Consider the following 16572-nt stretch of genomic DNA (forward strand, 5'->3'; position numbering starts at 1 on the left):
TAACTGCCTCAGGCAGAGTAAACGCGGTCGCCAGCAAAGTAGGTCGACAGTACACGGGTTTCGCCCACGTCCGAGGTCGGTATTTCGAACAGGTTACGATCAAGAATAATAAAGTCGGCCGCCTTGCCGACCTCAAGCGAGCCGATCTGCTTTTCCTGACCAACCGCCCGCGCACCGTCCAGTGTCATCATCCGCAATGCTTTACGGAGGTCGACACTTTCGTCCCCTCTTTCGAGCATGCCTTGCAACGCCGGGAACAGGTTCGGATCCGGAGTGATAATCCAGTCGGAGCCGATCGTGATATGAGTACCCATGGCGTCCAGAGTATTAAACTTGAACCCTGCCTTCAGGGGTTCGAACTCCGGTTCTTTACGGTGCCAGAGCGCCGGCGACATCTCTGCAACCACCCGCAACCTGGCAAGCCGTGGTCGGTCGTCCGGATGTACGAAACCGGCGTGAGCGATCTCGTGAAGCGGTCCATCGTTCCCGTTAGCAGCCCTGACTCGCTCCACTGCATTCAGTGCGGTTCTGACAGCGCCTTCGCCAGCGCAATGCATTTTCAGCGTGATGCCATCACGATCGAATCGCATTAACGCTTCCGTCAACTGGTCTTCCGGTATCAGGATCTTGTCCTGATCGATGCGGTTGCTGGCGGCATCAATTCTGGCCTCGGTAAAGTGGGGCCCCAGTGGTGCACCGTCGAGCCAGCATTTGACGAATCGGGTATTAACATGGCGGCTTTTGTGATCGCTGCGACTGGCTATCAAACCTTCCTGCTCTTCACAACTGAGGCCACCAGCAAAGGTGACCTCCTCCCAAACCAGGTGCGCCGCAACATGCATTTTCAGCTCATCGGCCTCCTCCAGTTCCCTTAACGCTTTCAGCTCTGGCAATGAAGCAGAAGCCTCCTGCACCGACGTGATGCCGAAGCGGTGTGCCATCTCCTGGGACCAGCGCAGGGCATCCCGGTAAATGTCCGGCTCATAGGGGGGGATAACACGACTGACCGGCCAGCGCGCGCGCTCCACCAGCTCACCGGTGGGCTCATCAGAACCAGTGCGCCGAACAAATCGACCACCTCGAGGGTCGGGTGTTGAGGCATTGATGCCGGCAAGCTCCAGCGCCTTGGAATTCACCAGTGCGTGATGGATTGAGTAATCGAACAGGTATACCGGTCGATCCGGGAACTTCTGGTCCAGAGCAGCGCGATCCAGCGTGCCCTCTTCAAAAGCATATGGATTAAATTCACCGCCAATGACCCAGTTGCTGAGTTTAGAGCTACGGCACTTCAGGCAGTCACAGAGCTGCTCTGCCACCTGATCTGCATTTGCATCCATCGAAACACGGCATTCGAACCCGAATTTCAGACCACTCATCAGCAGATGAATGTGGGCGTCATGAATCCCGGGCATCAGCATACGTCCCTCTAGGTCGACCACCTCGACCTCACTGCCCACGGCATTTCTCAGTTCCCGGTCAGATCCGAGAGCCTGGATCACACCATCGCGCACAAGCATGGCGTCGACCCAGGGGGCCTCTGCATTCACGGTGTAGATTCTGCCGTTGATGAATAATTTTTCGCTGCTTACAGTCTTTGTCATTGTTATCCTGTCCTCTTGACGAATTTTGTCCTTCCGGCAATCGGTAACCTCATAAACCGTTGAAAAAGGCTGCCGACCCGAAGCGTTCGAACAAGGTCGGCAGCAAAGCAACTCCTTAAAGGTTCACAAGTTCAATAAACCATCTTTCCGGATTCATTAGGCCTGAAAGGATGCCGTACCGCCTGACTGGTTATGCAGAAGAAGTTGCCTGAGACTGCAGACAGCGCTTGCCCCAGGTTCGCAGAAATGAGTGCTCCGAAGCTTAATCCACTGGGCACTCCGGGAAGTTGAGCGCCCTGCTGCCAGGCTGAGAGGGAAAATGAAACGACGGCTTCCAATAGCGAGGCCTTTTGACAACAGGTGTCTTTTTTGCTGAACTCAGGAGTAATCATCCTGCCATAGTGCTCGGCAGCTCCGCCATACGCCCTACCACGATCGCAATAGCCTCGTGACACTGCAAAATCTGCTCAACGACGAAGAAGTACTGGTACGTCAGGGCGCCCTGCGCTCGATGGACAGCCTACCGCTAGCCACTATGCATTGGGGCTCTCCTATGTCCGCCAAAAACAGTACGAGCCGGCCGGCGTCGCCCTGAAAAAAGCGGCAGAGCTGGCGCCCGCCAATCCCCGCTACACCTATACCTATGCATTGGCTCTGGAGCAACTAGGGCGAATTCCTGAAGCACTTGCGCTCCTACAGGATTGGCAGCAGCGCCACGGCCACCATCCCCAAGTCCAGCAGATATTACAAAAGCTGCAACAACAGGCCGACCGCGGCCATGAAGAACACAAAAAAAGCCGGCGAATAAATCGCCGGCAAAGCGTGGAGAGACCACAACGCTGACACTGGTTTTGTGTTTGGAGTTATTTAATCCCCAGACACATATATTTCTGTTCGACGTAATCGTCGATTCCGTAATGAGAGCCCTCCCGTCCGAGACCGGACTGCTTGATGCCGCCGAAAGGGGCCACTTCGGTGGAAATCAGGCCTTCGTTCACACCCACCATGCCGTATTCCAGGGCCTCGCTGACACGCCAGGAGCGGGCCAGGTCACGTGTATAGATGTAGGAAGCCAGCCCGAATTCGGTGTCGTTGGCCATTTGAACAGCCTCTTCCTCAGTCTCGAAGCCGAACACTGGCGCGAGCGGTCCGAAGGTCTCCTCGTAAGCCACCAACATATCGGCAGTCACACCCGATAGCACTGTTGGCTGGAAGAAGTTGCCGCCACGATCGTGGAGCTCACCACCCGCCACAACAGACGCGCCCTTGGCGACTGCATCGTCAATGTGTTCCTTGACCTTGAGTACCGCGGCCTGATTGATCAAAGGACCTTGTTGAACGCCTTCCTCGAGGGCCGCGCCCACGCGAAGCTCGGATACTGCCCTGGCGAGCTTTTCGGTGAACTCTTCAGCCACTGAGTTCTGAACCAGAATCCGATTGGTACAGACACAGGTCTGCCCCGCATTGCGGAATTTCGAGTCGATGGCACCCTGCACGGCAGCATCGATGTCCGCATCTTCAAATACAATAAACGGAGCGTTGCCACCGAGTTCCAAGCTGAGCTTCTTAATAGTGCTCGCACACTGTTCCATCAGCACCTTGCCAACGCCGGTGGAACCGGTGAAGGACAGCTTGCGAACTTTGGGATTGGTGGTCAGCTCGCTGCCAATCTCCCGGGAGCTTCGTCCCGGAACCACATTCAGCACTCCTGCCGGAAGGCCAGCACGAGCCCCTAACTCTGCCAACGCCAGGGCTGACAGCGGTGTTTCAGAGGCGGGCTTCAGTACTACCGTGCAGCCGGCGGCAAGCGCAGGCCCGACTTTGCGGGTAATCATCGCGTTGGGAAAGTTCCAGGGCGTGATAGCCGCTACAACACCCACCGGCTGCTTGATGACAACAAGCCGGCGACCATCTTTGTCGTGGGGAATCACGTCTCCGTAGGTACGCTTTGCTTCTTCGGCAAACCACTCGATAAAACTGGCGCCATACAGAATCTCGCCCCGGCTTTCCGCCAGTGGCTTACCCTGTTCGGCACTGAGAATCTGCGCCAGATCTTCCTGATTCTCGACGATCATATCGAACCAGCGGCGCAGGATCTTTGAGCGTTCCTTTGCGGTTGTGTTTCGCCAGGAGCTCCACGCCTCCTCTGCTGCATCGATCGCCCTGGCGGTTTCCTTTCTGCCCACCGAGGCAATCTCGACGATCAATTCGCCATCGGCCGGATTGCGGACCTCCATCAGGTCGCCGCTTTCGCCGTCCGTCCATTCACCATTTACAAAAGCCTGTTGCTTGAGTAGTTGTGGGTCAACGAGTTTCATGTATCACATTTCCTGAATTAGTAAACGCTGCTCTGGGGACCGGAATCGTTACCGGACAGTTCCGGTTTGAATTTTACAGCCAGGGATTTCAGCGCTTTGGTGAGAAGGGAGGTATCGACACCCACGGCAACAAAGTTCGCGCCGAGCTCCAGATACCGCCTTGCCAACGTCTCATCAGCTGCGAGGATACCCGCCGCCTTACCACAAGAACGAATGGCCTGAATCGCGGTCTCGATGGTGTTCTGTACCTCCGGATGCCCCGGGTTCCCGAGGTGCCCCATGGCTGCCGCTAGATCGGCCGGTCCGATAAAGACTCCGTCAACGCCGGAGACCTTGGCGATTGCCTCAAGATTTTTCAGGCCGGCTACCGATTCCACCTGTAGCAGCAAGCAAACCTCTTCATCCGCACGCTGCAGGTAGTCGGGGATAGAATTCCAGCGCGAAGCCCTGGCAAGCGCACTGCCAACCCCACGGACACCACCGGGCGGGTAGTGCGCAGCACGAACGATCCCCTCAGCCTGCTCTGCCGTCTCCACCATGGGCACCAGTAGGGTTTGTGCGCCGAGATCCAGCACTTGCTTGATACCCACCGTTGAGCTGTCCGGCGGGCGGACAATCGGCTGGGCCTGATACGGAGCAATGGCCTGAAGCTGCGAAAGAATCGACGGAATGGTGTTCGGCGCATGCTCGGCATCGATCAGCAACCAGTCAAACCCAGCGTTGGCAGCCAGCTCAGCCGGATATGCATCAGCAAGCCCGAGCCACAATCCGATCTGGGCCGATTCCTCACCGAGTTTTGCTTTGAACGTATTGGTCATTAAGTCCATGGGGCGCCTCGATTCACATAAAGCGACATGCAATGGATCCCAGTTGATCGTAATCAACGTGGAACGTATCACCCGGATTGGCATCGACGGGACGAGTGAATGAACCACCGAGGATTATCTGGCCTGCCTCGAGCTGGACATCGTAAGGAGCCAACCGGTTCGCAAGCCAGGCGACACCCTTGGCGGGGTGATTCAGTACCGCTGCAGAAACGCCAGACTCTTCAATCACACCATTGCGGTATAGCACCGCGGATACGCGCCGAAGGTCCACTTCGTGGGGCAGGATCGGGCGGCCACCCATAACAATGCCGCCGTTCGCCGCATTATCGGAGATGGTATCGAATACCTTCCGGGTCACCTGGGTGTCGGGGTCAACTCGCTGGATTCGGGCATCAATGATCTCGAGTGCCGGAACAACATAGTCGGTAGCAGCCAGAACATCGAAGATGGTGCAGTTTGGTCCTTTAAGCGGCTTTTTCAGGATAAAGGCCAGTTCCACTTCCACCCGCGGCACAATAAAGCGTTCAAACGGGATGTCTGTGCCCTCTTCAAACAACATATCATCGAGCAGGGCACCGTAGTCCGGTTCCGTGATATTCGAGGACACCTGCATCGCCCGGGATGTTAACCCGATCTTGTGGCCGATCAGCTTACGCCCTTCGGCGATCTTGAGGTCCACCCAGGCTTTCTGGATGGTATAGGCATCCTCAATGGTCATTTCAGGGTTCTGAAGTGACAGTTGTTTGATCTGTTCACGTGATCGCTCAGCTTCGTGAAGCCTTCTCGCAGCTTCCCGAACGGCATCTTTGTTAAGCATGGGGGTCGCCCTCTAATCGATTATCCAAGCAGCAGTCAGAGCCAGTTCTCACTGCTCTGACTGCTGCTTCAGGAACGAATGAATGTTGTTGTGCTTGTAGTTCAGATCCGGGTGTAATTCAGCCAACTCAAAGGAAATCGCCAGTAGACGCTTTTCCTGAATCGGCGCGAAATGCGCCTTGATGGCTTCGAACAATGCATCACCCGCCTGCCGGCGAATTTCCAGTGACCGCCCGGAACCGACTTTCAAGGTCATATGCACAAAGCCGTAATCGTGTTTTGCATCCGCGATCCGATACGTCTCAGCCTTCACGGCGCGGCTTCGAATTCCACCCAGAGGGAAAACACCCGTCTCCCCCAGGGTCCGGTGCACCTTCTCGAAAAGTCCCGGAAGATCGATATCATCTTCAAGGTTGCCGGAATATTCTGCGATAAAATGTGGCATCGTCTAGTCCTCACACTGGGAAGATCGCATTCATCTGGCCGGTGCCTGAACTACCAAACGGTTCGGTGAGAACTTCCACTTTGCCACGGTATTCACGCCCTCCCAGCAAACCCAGCAACATCGCCGTGTCGTGCATGCCGCCCTCGCCGAAACAATGTTGGGCATAGTCCGGCAGCATGTCGCAAAACTCTTCAAAGCGACCTTCCTTCCAGAGTTCCACCACGCGAAGATCCACCTGGCGATCAAACTCACGCGTCCAGTTGTGCATATTGTTCTGCGCTTCCCGGTCATCCGAGAAACGATGGGACAGGGATCCAGACGCCAGTACAAGCACTTTTTTGTCACTGCGTTCAATGGCACGACGTACAGCGGCGCCAAAGGTGAAACTGTCCTCCAGCTTGTGCCAGGCACACCAGGCAGCCACCGAGACCACCTTGAAATGGTCTTCCTTCGGTACGTCCATATTCATGTAACGCATGGGAACCAAGGTGCCGTATTCCAGCTCCAGGCTGGGGATGTCATGAGCCAAAGTGCGGACATCAGCCTCGTTGGCCTCTTCCGCAATCAGTTTTCCCAGTTCGGTACTGCCCTGGTATTCGTATTCCATGTCACGGATAAAGTGTGGCAATTCATTGCTGGTGTACACGCCACTGAAATGATCCCGACAATTCAGGTGGTAACCACTGTTGACGAGCCAGTGCACATCAAAGACAACGGCCGTATCGGCACCGGCATCACGGCCCCTTCGCGCAATTTCCTTGTGGCCGGCGATCGCCTTTTCACGGCAACCGTGATGTGGCCCCGGTAATTCGGAAAGGTACATTGACGGAACGTGGCAGACTTTAGCTGCCAGTGCGATTTCACCCATAACACTTCTCCTACAGGCCTTGATGGCCCAGTATTATTGTTGGACGGGGCCGCCTCACCTCGGCAGGCCCCAGCTCTGAACGTTTAGATCAGACACCCCAGCGCGGTATGTGATGACTTCCCATCGAGATGCACACGTTCTTCACTTCCGTAAAGACTTCGAAGCTGTATTCGCCGCCTTCGCGACCGGTGCCCGAGCCCTTGATACCACCAAAGGGCTGACGCAAATCGCGAACGTTCTGGCTGTTGATAAAGACCATGCCGGCCTCAATGCCGCGAGCCAGACGATGTGCTTTGCCAATGTCCTGAGTCCAGATGTAAGAAGCCAGGCCGTACTGGGTATCATTGGCGAGCTTCAGTGCCTCGGCTTCGTCCTTGAATTTCATCAGGCAAACCACGGGACCGAAGATTTCCTCCTGAGCGATGCGCATCTGGTTATCGACATCCGCAAACACGGTCGGTTGAATAAACTGGCCCTTGCTGACGTTATCCGGCAAACCTTCAGGACGCTCAAGGCCACCCGCCATCAATTTGGCGCCTTCTTCGATACCCAGTTTGATGTAACCGGTGACTTTCTCGTAGTGCGCCTGGGTGATCATGGACCCTACCTGGGTGTTCGGATCCTGTGGATCACCAACGATCAGGCGTTTGGCACGGGCCGCAAACTCTTCAACAAATTTGTCGTAGGCGCTCTCCTGAATGAAAATCCGACTACCGGCAGTGCAACGCTCGCCGTTCAGGGAGAAGATAGTGAACAGAGCAGCATCCAGGGCGCGATCCAGGTCTGCATCGTCAAAGATCAGTACCGGAGACTTGCCGCCCAATTCCATGGAATACTTCTTTAGACCGGCGTTAGACATAATTTTCTGACCGGTCGCTGTGCCGCCAGTAAACGAGATAGCCCGAACATCGGGATGCTTGACCAGCGCATCACCAGCAGTGTGGCCATAGCCCTGAACCACGTTCAGAACCCCTTTCGGAATACCGGCTTCCAACACCAGTCGGCCGAGCTCGTTTGCGGTCAGCGGGGACAACTCAGACATCTTGAGAACGGCGGTATTCCCCAGCGCGAGACAAGGAGCAGTTTTCCAGGTCGCTGTCATGAATGGAACGTTCCAGGGTGATACCAGGCCGCAAACACCGACAGGCTGATGCAAAGTATAGTTGAGCATCTGGTCATCAACCGGATAGGTATGACCATCCATGCGGGTGCACACTTCCGCGAAGAAGTTGAAGTTGTGGGATGCGCGGGGAATCAGCACGTTTTTGGTCTGATGAATGGGCAGCCCAGTATCCAGGGTTTCCAGCTCGGCCAGGTGCGGAACGTTTTCATCGATCAGCTCACCCAGACGCCGCATAAGACGGGCACGCTCTTTCGCTGGCGTATTTGCCCAACCCGGGAACGCCGCCTTGGCGGCCGCAACCGCCTGATTGATTTCATCCTGGCCACCGCTGGCCACTTCGCAAATAACCTCACCCGTCGCCGGATTAATGTTCTCAAAAGTCTCTTTACTGGCGACCTGCTCGCCGTTGATCCAATGCTTGATCATAGTCTTCACCTCGTTAGGCGTGATTCGCAAAAAATTCGGATTCCGTCACAATCGTGTTGGTCAGGCGCCCAACGCCTTCAACCTCTACCGTCACCTCATCACCGGGTTTAACATCCGCCAGACCCTTCGGAGTGCCTGTTGCAATCATGTCGCCGGGCTGAAGGGTCATGAAGCTCGAGAGGTATTCAATCAGAAACGGAATATCAAAGATCATGTCCGCAGTAGTGCCTTCCTGCTTTAGCTCACCATTAATCCACGTGCGGATGGTCAAGTTGTTGGGGCTGGAAATGCTTTGTGCGTCCACAATCCACGGGCCTACCGGTGTGGTCGCATCCCGGTTTTTAACGCGCAGATTGGGGCGATAGTAGTTTTCGAGGTAATCACGGATCGCATAGTCGTTACAGACGGTGTAACCACGTACGTAATCCAGCGCGTGTTCGCGTTTGACGTTTTTGGCTTCCTTCCCGATAACCGCAACCAGCTCGCACTCATAGTGCATGTAGTCGACATTATCCGGGCGCCAAGTCACTTTGCGGTGGCCGGTGTAGGTGTTTGGTGCCTTGATAAACACCAGGGGCTCCTCCGGAGCCTTGAAGTCGAGCTCAGCAGCATGGTCAGCATAATTGAGCCCGAGTGCGAACATGCTGCCTTCAGCCGGCGGCAACCATTCAACATTCTCGGCAGCCAAGCGTTTTTCATCGGGCAGGACAATGTCACCCTGGTCGTCTACCTTTACATCCAGCACTTTTCCATCAAATCTGATACGTGCCTGTTTCATGACATGACTCCTTTTTATTCCGCCACAATGGTATTGGTCAGGGAGCCAAGCCCCGATACTTCGACAGTCACCTGATCTCCCGGTTTGACATCAACACGCCCGCCAGGTGTGCCGGTTATCAGCACGTCACCCTCGTTCAGGGTCATGAACTCTGTAATATCCACCAGAAGTTCCTGGATACTCCGAACCCAGTCTGCCGTGCTACCTTCCTGGCGAAGTTCTCCATTTACATACAGCTTGAGAACCAATTGATCCGGATCCGCGATGTCAGCAAGTTCGACCAGCTCCGGGCCCATCGGACAAAATCCGTCACGACACTTCGCTTTAACTGCTGGCCGGTAAAAGCTGTCCTCCGGAAGACTGAATTCGTTGACAATGGTCAGCCCAGCCACGTATGAGAGCACCCCATCTTTCTTGACGCGACTCGCTTTCTTGCCGATTACGACGCCAATTGACGGGCCTGGCTGAAGCCTTTCGCAGGATGCTGGAAAAACAACAGAGCCCTCGTGCCGATTGCGAGTATTAGGGGTCTTGATGAAAAGAACCGGCTTGGTCGGAGGCGCTTTGTATGGCGCTTCCCGAAATTCGGCAAGCTTGTGGTCAAGCTGGCTGTGATAGTTCAAGGCAACTCCGAAGATCGTTCCGGTCGCCGCCTGTTCAATTGGGCGTGTCATTGTTTTCTCCTCGCATTTGATAAGCACTGACTGCGAATCACTTTTTGTTAACATATTAACGATATAATGGTAACGATAAGCAATTTTGAAGTCGCGCTCAACCTTTTATCTCAATTCAGTTGGTACCATTCTGCGCCGAGAGCCCCCAGAGAAAAATGCCCATTACAGGGAAAAAATTGTACTTTCCACAGCACTAACGATCATTTTCCAGGGAGCTGATGGGCAGGACATCGAAAGCCTTGCATGTTTGAGAGTGAGCAGGGGTGCTCGCACCCCTCCACTCCGGAACGGATCAGTAGGTAATACACACTGACTTCAATTCGGTGAAACCTTCGATCGCACTCTTGCCGAACTCCCTTCCCATTCCAGACTGTTTGAAACCTCCGAATGGAAGGTTCGGGTCCACCGGCACGTGATTATTTACCCAGACAGTCCCCGCTTCGATCTCAGGAATCAGCTTCATTACCCGGGACAGATCGTTGCTCCAGATGCTGGCTGTCAGCCCATACCGACTGTCATTCACTTTCATCAGGGCATCTTCAACCGAATCAAACGGCACCACGGACAACACCGGCCCGAAGATCTCCTCCTGCACGCAGGTCATGCTCTGATCAACGTCGGACAACACTGTGGGATTCACAAAATAACCCGGAAGCTCACTCTTCTCTCCGCCCGCTGCGAATACGGCACCTTCCTTTCTAGCCGCCTCAAGGTAGCCCTCCACACTGGCCAATTGCTTTTCGGAAACCAGAGCGGTTATTTCGGAAGATGGGTCCATTCCAGCACCTACCTTCATCTTTTTGACCGCACTGGCCAGTGCTTCCACAAACTTTTTATACTGGCTCTTGTGAACGTAGATCCGCGAAGCGGCGGCACACACTTGCCCCTGGTTCAGCAAGCCACCACCGATCGCTCCCCCGACGGCCTGCTCGATATCCGCATCCTCCAGAATCAACATCGGGTTCTTGCCACCGAGCTCCAGGGTAAAGCGAGTCATGTTCTCAAGGGCGGCAATCCCGACCTGTTTGCCCACCGCCGTAGAACCGGTAAAGGACACCTTATTGACAAGCGGATGGGAAACCAGGGCCGCACCGGCCTCCGCCCCCTTGCCAACAATGACATTGAAGATTCCGTCAGGTATGCCCGCATCACGCGCCAATTCGGCCAGGCGGAGTGCGGTCAGAGGCGTTTCATCAGCCGGTTTGATAACGACCGAACAACCGCACGCCAAAGCCGGCATAACTTTCCACAATGCAATCATCATCGGGAAGTTCCAGGGCACGATGCCTGCCACCACACCAGCGGGCTCCCTGCGAGTATAGGCATTAAACGACGCCCCCTGGGGCACGGGAATCGACACCTCCAGGGTCTGCCCCTCGATCTTGGTCGTCCAGCCCGCCATGTAACGCATGTAATCGACAGAGGCGCCAACATCGATCCCACGGGCGACATTGATGGATTTACCCTGATTAAGAGCTTCCAACTGAGCCAGTTCCTCACCATGCTCTTCAACCAGCGTGGCAAATGTTAACAAGGTGCGCTCGCGTACATTTGGCGCCAGTTTGCTCCAGACTCCGGACCTGAACGCCCGGTAAGCAGAGTTAACCGCACGATCCACGTCTTCGGCACTGGCTGGTTGATAGCAGGACAGGGCTTCACCCGATGCGGGGTTGAATACGTGCATTGACCCGGAGCCATTGGGCTTGAATGGCTGACCATCAATGAACGATCCGTGAGTTCGTTCTACAAACTCCGCCACCTGGGAAAGAACGGCTGTATGTTCGGTTGTCATCGACTTACGCTCCCAACATTAACTGAGCGGACACCTTCAAGGGCCGGCAAGCCTGAGGTCGCCCGGATTTTTTACCGTTACAATTCTAGGAGCTCCGGATCTTCGACGCTTGTCTGAATGTGCATAAACATGGACCAGAGTGACATTCCGCCGACTCACCTGCTCTCTATTCATTCCGAATGTGCCAAACTGGGTTAGAATTCCAGATTGATGTAAACCAACTGAGAGGATTTTTCAGATCCATGTCGAGAACTCGCCCCTCCCTGACCCTGACCCTGCTGCAGGCAAGAGAAGCAGCAATGGCCTTCTTCCGGCCCGCACTCAATGAGCACGGTCTCACCGAACAGCAATGGCGAGTCATCCGTATTCTGAATCAGCACAAAGAAGTTGAAGTGTATCGCCTCGCGGAACTGGCCTGCATTCTCAAGCCGAGCATGACGGGCGTCCTGAACCGGATGATCCGGGATGGCTATGTCATTAAACGAAAGAGCGACACCGACCAGCGACGCGTTCATGTCAGACTGACAGAGAAGGGTGAAAACGCTTTTGCTGCAATGAAAGAAGATATGGAGCGAAACTACCAGAGAATTCAAGACCAGTTCGGCAAGGACAAAATGCAGGAACTGCTTCAGCTCCTGAACGAATTCAAGAAAATAAACCCCTGAAGCCTTTGGCGTGTAATTTCAGCGGCAGGTAACGAGATGGCGGATAACCACACCATTCCAAACATCAATATTGGACAGGTTTATGACCAGCGTTACCAGGATGCGGACATCCACTATGAATCACTGGGCAAGCTGGCCAGCTTTTTCGGCCGTAATATGCCGGTACACCGCCATGACCGCTTCTTTCAGGTGCACTATGTAGCGAGCGGCATGGTGCGCGTATTTCTTGATGAGAAGCGTTACGAAGCTCGCGCCCCGATGTTTTTTCTGACACCTCCGACCGTGCCACACGCATTCATTACCGACAGCAAAAGTGATGGCCATGTGCTGACCGTACGGCAGCAGCTTATCTGGCCGCTACTTGAGGCACCACACGGACTTGGCTCAGGGCCTTTCATAAGTCCGGCTTGCGTCGCGCTGAAGGAAAAACCTGGCACTGATATCATTACAGCCGGCGAGATCAACAACCTGTTCAACTCCGTTCGGGAAGAGTTTGTATCGGACCGACCTGGCAAGAATCTCGCCCTTGAGAACCTGACCCAGCTTATCTTCATCAACCTGTTTCGACTATCGAATACCAACCGCGAACAAGGTCTGACCACTCGCAGCGAAGATATGGTGGTTTTCCAGCGCTTTAACGAGAAAATTGAGACCCATTTCCGGGAGCACTGGTCGCTGTCAGACTACGCTGACTGTCTCGGGGTCACAGAGGCCCGGCTGAACGATATTTGCCGACGAATTGCCGACCTGCCCTCAAAAAAAATTATTCATGAGAGACTGATGCAGGAGAGTAAAAGGCTGCTACTGTTTACCACCCAATCCATCAACGAAATCTGTTTTGAGCTGGGCTTCAAGGATCCGGCCTATTTCAGCCGTTTTTTCTCACGAAACGCAGGGATGAGTCCAGGGCAGTATCGTAACAGCAGTGACAAGATAGACAAAAACCAGGCTCTCAGCTGACCCGGGAGCCTCAAAGCCCAACAATTCCCCGCCCTTCCATCCCACTGTCGCTTGGTACAAAAACCGCATACCCACCAATTGGTCCCTCCTCACCCAAAATAAATGCGTTTGACACCCCACCACTTTGTTAATATGTTAATGACATGCCAAATGTCGAACGGCATGATCAAGGCGAACAAAAACAAACAGGAGTCTAACGATGCTCTCACGGCTTTCAATCGCTCTCTGCTGCACTCTCGCGCTGTCCTCAACAGCCAACGCGAACAGCTACACACTTCGTGTAAGCCACTTCCTACCAGCCAGCTCCAATGCTCATGCAAACGTCATAGAGCCCTGGTGCGAGAAGCTGGAGGCCGATTCAGATGGTCGCTTGCAGTGCCAGATCTATCCTTCCATGCAACTGGGCGGCAGTCCCTCCGATCTCGCAGACATGGCCCGGAACGGCGTAGCGGACATCGTCTGGACTGCACCTGGATACTCACCGGGTAAATTCCCACGGACAGAAGCGCTGGAACTGCCTTTCCTGCTGCCTTATGGGGGCGTGAGCGGCAACGATATTATCTGGGAGTTCTACCAGCAGCATGCCTACAAGGATTACAGCCGCTTCAAGGTGCTTGCCCTTTTCGGCGATGGCGGCATGGACATTCACACCCGGGAAACTCCCATCAACTCATTAGCCGACCTGCAAGGTCTCAAGCTCCGGGCCTCCGGCCGAATCATCGCCGAAACCCTGGATGCGCTGGGCGCGACACCGGTCAGCATGCCACCCGCGCAAATGACCGAATCCATAGCCAAGGGCGTGGTTGATGGTGCCGTTGCAACCTGGGAGGTTGTACCGCCCACCAAACTTAATGAGGTCACCAACCACCACACACAACTCGGGGAAGAGCGTGCGGCTTTCGGCTACACCATTCTCGCCATGCTGATGAGCAAGAGAACCTACGATCGCCTGCCTGAAGATCTCAGGGAGATCATCAACGACAACAGCGGCGAACCACTGGTTCGCGCCTTTGGCGAAGCCTGGGACAAAGAAATGGTACGCGCACGCTCACTGGTCGATGAGGAGAGCGTCACCGAACTGATAGAGGCTCATTACAACGAATTGAGAGAGCAGGTTCGGGAGCTCCCACAGCAATGGGCAAAGCGCGCTTCGGAAAAGGGTCTTGATGGCGAGACATTGGTCGAGACTGTCAGGGAGCTGTCCAGCGTGGACTAAAGATCTCCGGAACGTTTCAGAATCAATCTGTTGTGGGCGTATGAGGGTGACATTATGATTCAGATTTTCCTGGATAGAACAGCCAGGTTATTCGCCTTGGCAGGAGGCAGCATCCTCCTGCTAATTGTAGCCATGTCCATCGTATCGATCGTGGGAAGGAAACTGTTTTCCCTGCCTATCCCCGGCGACATGGAGTTGTTGAAAGTGGGAGCCGCCGTTGCTATTGCGGGTTTCCTTCCGGTCTGCGAGTTGCAGGGCTATCACCTGAGAGCCGAGTCATTTACCTCTGCTGCGCCCCGATTGATTCGCCGGGTTCTCGACGCGATTGCACACCTCCTATGCCTGTTCGCAGCCATTGTTATAGCCTGGCGCACAGGATTACAAACCATGGACAACTTCGAGTATGGCGATCAGACAACACTGCTCGCCATACCTCTCTGGATTCCGCTAGCCCTTATCGTTCCCAGCTTTCTGTTGCTCGCGCTGTGTTCACTTAACCGTTTTTCTCACATTCTCATGAACTCAGGGGAGGACACATGAGCAGTATGACACTAGGGCTGGCAGCCCTTGGCGTGACCCTGCTGATGCTCGTCCTCCGCATCCATATTGGCATCGCTATGCTTGCGGGCGGTGCACTGTGTTACTGGGTCGTCAACAGCGGTGATCTCAATTCACTGCTTTTCACCCTGAACAACCTCGCCTATTCACGCCTTTCCAACTACGACCTGGCCGTGATTCCCCTTTTCGTGTTGATGGGGCAATTTGCTACCCACGGGGGACTTTCCCGAGCCATTTTCCGCTGTGCGGCAGCTTTTACCGGCAAAGTTCGGGGAGGGCTAGGCATGTCCGCTTTGGCCGCCTGCGCCGGGTTCGGCGCCATCTGCGGATCGTCACTGGCAACTTCCGCTACTATGTCAAAAGTCGCCCTGCCCGAATTACGCCGCTACGGCTACCCCGGCAACCTGGCCTCAGCTACCGTTGCCGCAGGAGGAACTCTAGGCATACTCATACCACCGTCAGTTCCATTGATCGTATATGCCGTTCTGACGCAGGAGTCCATCGCCAAGCTCTTCGTGGCGGCGGTCATCCCCGGCATTATTGCCGCCATTGGGTACATGGTGGTTCTGCGCATCCTGATTTCAGGGGAGAACAGCGTCCAGAACAACCCGGTGGACGTTTCAATTGAAGAAAAGCTCAGGGCAGTCTGGGCGATCATTCCCGTGGCATTTGTATTTCTTGTGGTTATTGTCGGCATATACGCCGGCTGGGCCAACCCCACCGAAGCTGCTTCCATAGGCGCGGCTGCCTGTGGCCTCCTCGCCTTTTTTCAGGGCGGCCTTCGCGGAGATGGTCTTAAATCGAGCCTAATGGGCACCGCACAAACCACAGCCATGATTTTCCTCGTTCTGCTGGGGGCAGATTTACTCAATTCCGGGCTTGCACTGTCACGCATGCCCGTTGAACTGACATCATGGGTGGTCGAGTCCGGGCTTCCTCCCCTTTTCGTGGTTGCTGCAATTCTGATTTTATATCTGATCCTGGGGTGCTTCATGGACTCCCTGGCAATGATCCTCCTCACCGTCCCGATCTTCTACCCAGTCATCATGGAACTGGAAATTCTGGGTCTCGGACCTTCCGAGAAGTCCATCTGGTTTGGGATTCTTGCCCTCATGGTCGTCGAGATAGGCCTGATCACCCCACCGCTCGGGATGAACCTGTTTATTGTTCAGCGAGCAGTCAAGGACGTGTCATTGATTGATATCTCGAAGCGGATCGTGCCCTTCCTGGTGTCGGATATTGCACGAATTATCCTTCTCTTCCTGTTTCCCGGCATAAGCCTGGTACTTCTCAACCTCTGACCTGCACTTGGCCGCTCAGGTATTGAGCGGCCCCAGTACCGAACATCGCCCATCATAATCTCCAGCACCTTCTTAGCCATGAAAAGTGCAATATTCGCTCCGATTCGTCCATTCTACCTCACGCATGTTCGCCACATAATGCAGACACTGGAGCTTAGCCACCACGATTAAACGCCGACATTCAGCAAAATTAACGGCAAGGGC

15 protein-coding genes and 1 pseudogene are annotated in these 16572 nt (G+C 54.7%); 6 read left to right on the plus strand and 10 right to left on the minus strand.

Annotated elements, in window-relative coordinates; genetic code table 11:
* Positions 1 to 8: 8 nt before the first annotated feature.
* The gene (locus tag ACJO5Y_RS05990; RefSeq protein WP_406985515.1) at positions 9 to 1601 is read right to left on the minus strand and encodes an amidohydrolase; all 1593 of its coding nucleotides are present in this window, start codon (positions 1599 to 1601) and stop codon (positions 9 to 11) included.
* Between the two features lie 537 nt (positions 1602 to 2138).
* Between ACJO5Y_RS05990 and ACJO5Y_RS05995 the strand changes: the two are divergent.
* A pseudogene (locus ACJO5Y_RS05995) lies at positions 2139 to 2444 on the plus strand (tetratricopeptide repeat protein); the annotation flags it as partial.
* Positions 2445 to 2464: 20 nt separating this feature from the next.
* Here the strand turns inward: ACJO5Y_RS05995 and ACJO5Y_RS06000 are convergent.
* From ACJO5Y_RS06000 to ACJO5Y_RS06040, 9 genes are all read right to left on the minus strand, one after another.
* Positions 2465 to 3919: an NAD-dependent succinate-semialdehyde dehydrogenase gene (locus ACJO5Y_RS06000; RefSeq protein WP_406985516.1), complete on the minus strand. Its 1455-nt coding sequence runs from the start codon at positions 3917 to 3919 to the stop codon at positions 2465 to 2467.
* Positions 3920 to 3936: 17 nt separating this feature from the next.
* Entirely contained in the window at positions 3937 to 4746 is an 810-nt protein-coding gene (gene hpaI, locus ACJO5Y_RS06005) for a 4-hydroxy-2-oxoheptanedioate aldolase (protein WP_406985517.1), read from the minus strand.
* 13 nt (positions 4747 to 4759) lie between these two features.
* On the minus strand, positions 4760 to 5563 hold the full coding sequence (gene hpaH / locus ACJO5Y_RS06010) for a 2-oxo-hept-4-ene-1,7-dioate hydratase (protein WP_406985518.1): 804 nt from the start codon (positions 5561 to 5563) through the stop codon (positions 4760 to 4762).
* Between the two features lie 48 nt (positions 5564 to 5611).
* A complete protein-coding gene (locus ACJO5Y_RS06015) occupies positions 5612 to 6007 on the minus strand; it encodes a 5-carboxymethyl-2-hydroxymuconate Delta-isomerase (protein WP_406985519.1) in 396 nt (131 codons plus the stop codon).
* A gap of 10 nt (positions 6008 to 6017) precedes the next feature.
* On the minus strand, positions 6018 to 6875 hold the full coding sequence (gene hpaD, locus ACJO5Y_RS06020) for a 3,4-dihydroxyphenylacetate 2,3-dioxygenase (RefSeq protein WP_406985520.1): 858 nt from the start codon (positions 6873 to 6875) through the stop codon (positions 6018 to 6020).
* Positions 6876 to 6963: 88 nt separating this feature from the next.
* Positions 6964 to 8424, minus strand: coding sequence for a 5-carboxymethyl-2-hydroxymuconate semialdehyde dehydrogenase (gene hpaE / locus ACJO5Y_RS06025; RefSeq protein WP_406985521.1), 1461 nt, complete (start codon positions 8422 to 8424; stop codon positions 6964 to 6966).
* A 13-nt stretch (positions 8425 to 8437) separates the two neighbouring features.
* A complete protein-coding gene (locus ACJO5Y_RS06030; RefSeq protein WP_406985522.1) occupies positions 8438 to 9202 on the minus strand; it encodes a fumarylacetoacetate hydrolase family protein in 765 nt (254 codons plus the stop codon).
* 14 nt (positions 9203 to 9216) lie between these two features.
* Positions 9217 to 9876 carry a fumarylacetoacetate hydrolase family protein gene (locus ACJO5Y_RS06035; protein ID WP_406985523.1) on the minus strand — a complete coding sequence of 220 codons (660 nt, stop codon included), beginning with the start codon at positions 9874 to 9876 and terminating at the stop codon, positions 9217 to 9219.
* A 292-nt stretch (positions 9877 to 10168) separates the two neighbouring features.
* Positions 10169 to 11668 (minus strand): aldehyde dehydrogenase family protein, encoded by a 1500-nt coding sequence (locus ACJO5Y_RS06040; RefSeq protein WP_406985524.1) that lies wholly within the window; start codon positions 11666 to 11668, stop codon positions 10169 to 10171.
* A 242-nt stretch (positions 11669 to 11910) separates the two neighbouring features.
* On the opposite strand from ACJO5Y_RS06040, the gene hpaR reads away from it, so the two are divergent.
* From hpaR to ACJO5Y_RS06065, 5 genes are all read left to right on the plus strand, one after another.
* A complete protein-coding gene (gene hpaR, locus ACJO5Y_RS06045; protein ID WP_406985525.1) occupies positions 11911 to 12333 on the plus strand; it encodes a homoprotocatechuate degradation operon regulator HpaR in 423 nt (140 codons plus the stop codon).
* A gap of 36 nt (positions 12334 to 12369) precedes the next feature.
* Positions 12370 to 13293 (plus strand): 4-hydroxyphenylacetate catabolism regulatory protein HpaA, encoded by a 924-nt coding sequence (gene hpaA / locus ACJO5Y_RS06050; protein ID WP_406985526.1) that lies wholly within the window; start codon positions 12370 to 12372, stop codon positions 13291 to 13293.
* A gap of 199 nt (positions 13294 to 13492) precedes the next feature.
* A complete protein-coding gene (locus ACJO5Y_RS06055; protein WP_406985527.1) occupies positions 13493 to 14509 on the plus strand; it encodes a TRAP transporter substrate-binding protein in 1017 nt (338 codons plus the stop codon).
* A gap of 54 nt (positions 14510 to 14563) precedes the next feature.
* Positions 14564 to 15049: a TRAP transporter small permease gene (locus ACJO5Y_RS06060; protein ID WP_406985528.1), complete on the plus strand. Its 486-nt coding sequence runs from the start codon at positions 14564 to 14566 to the stop codon at positions 15047 to 15049.
* On the plus strand, positions 15046 to 16368 hold the full coding sequence (locus tag ACJO5Y_RS06065) for a TRAP transporter large permease (RefSeq protein ID WP_406985529.1): 1323 nt from the start codon (positions 15046 to 15048) through the stop codon (positions 16366 to 16368). The genes ACJO5Y_RS06060 and ACJO5Y_RS06065 overlap by 4 nt, the downstream gene beginning before the upstream one ends.
* Positions 16369 to 16572 lie beyond the last annotated feature (204 nt).

The organism is Marinobacter alkalisoli, assembly GCF_045449855.1.
Taxonomy (GTDB): domain Bacteria; phylum Pseudomonadota; class Gammaproteobacteria; order Pseudomonadales; family Oleiphilaceae; genus Marinobacter.

Coding starts and splice junctions, on each gene's coding strand:
- ACJO5Y_RS05990 (WP_406985515.1), bottom strand. CDS start 1,601: ATGACAAAGACTGTAAGCAGCGAAAAATTATTCATCAACGGCAGAATC.
- hpaD (WP_406985520.1), bottom strand. CDS start 6,875: ATGGGTGAAATCGCACTGGCAGCTAAAGTCTGCCACGTTCCGTCAATG.
- ACJO5Y_RS06015 (WP_406985519.1), bottom strand. CDS start 6,007: ATGCCACATTTTATCGCAGAATATTCCGGCAACCTTGAAGATGATATC.
- hpaI (WP_406985517.1), bottom strand. CDS start 4,746: ATGGACTTAATGACCAATACGTTCAAAGCAAAACTCGGTGAGGAATCG.
- ACJO5Y_RS06055 (WP_406985527.1), top strand. CDS start 13,493: ATGCTCTCACGGCTTTCAATCGCTCTCTGCTGCACTCTCGCGCTGTCC.
- ACJO5Y_RS06035 (WP_406985523.1), bottom strand. CDS start 9,876: ATGACACGCCCAATTGAACAGGCGGCGACCGGAACGATCTTCGGAGTT.
- ACJO5Y_RS06060 (WP_406985528.1), top strand. CDS start 14,564: ATGATTCAGATTTTCCTGGATAGAACAGCCAGGTTATTCGCCTTGGCA.
- ACJO5Y_RS06040 (WP_406985524.1), bottom strand. CDS start 11,668: ATGACAACCGAACATACAGCCGTTCTTTCCCAGGTGGCGGAGTTTGTA.
- ACJO5Y_RS06065 (WP_406985529.1), top strand. CDS start 15,046: ATGAGCAGTATGACACTAGGGCTGGCAGCCCTTGGCGTGACCCTGCTG.
- hpaH (WP_406985518.1), bottom strand. CDS start 5,563: ATGCTTAACAAAGATGCCGTTCGGGAAGCTGCGAGAAGGCTTCACGAA.
- hpaR (WP_406985525.1), top strand. CDS start 11,911: ATGTCGAGAACTCGCCCCTCCCTGACCCTGACCCTGCTGCAGGCAAGA.
- hpaE (WP_406985521.1), bottom strand. CDS start 8,424: ATGATCAAGCATTGGATCAACGGCGAGCAGGTCGCCAGTAAAGAGACT.
- hpaA (WP_406985526.1), top strand. CDS start 12,370: ATGGCGGATAACCACACCATTCCAAACATCAATATTGGACAGGTTTAT.
- ACJO5Y_RS06000 (WP_406985516.1), bottom strand. CDS start 3,919: ATGAAACTCGTTGACCCACAACTACTCAAGCAACAGGCTTTTGTAAAT.
- ACJO5Y_RS06030 (WP_406985522.1), bottom strand. CDS start 9,202: ATGAAACAGGCACGTATCAGATTTGATGGAAAAGTGCTGGATGTAAAG.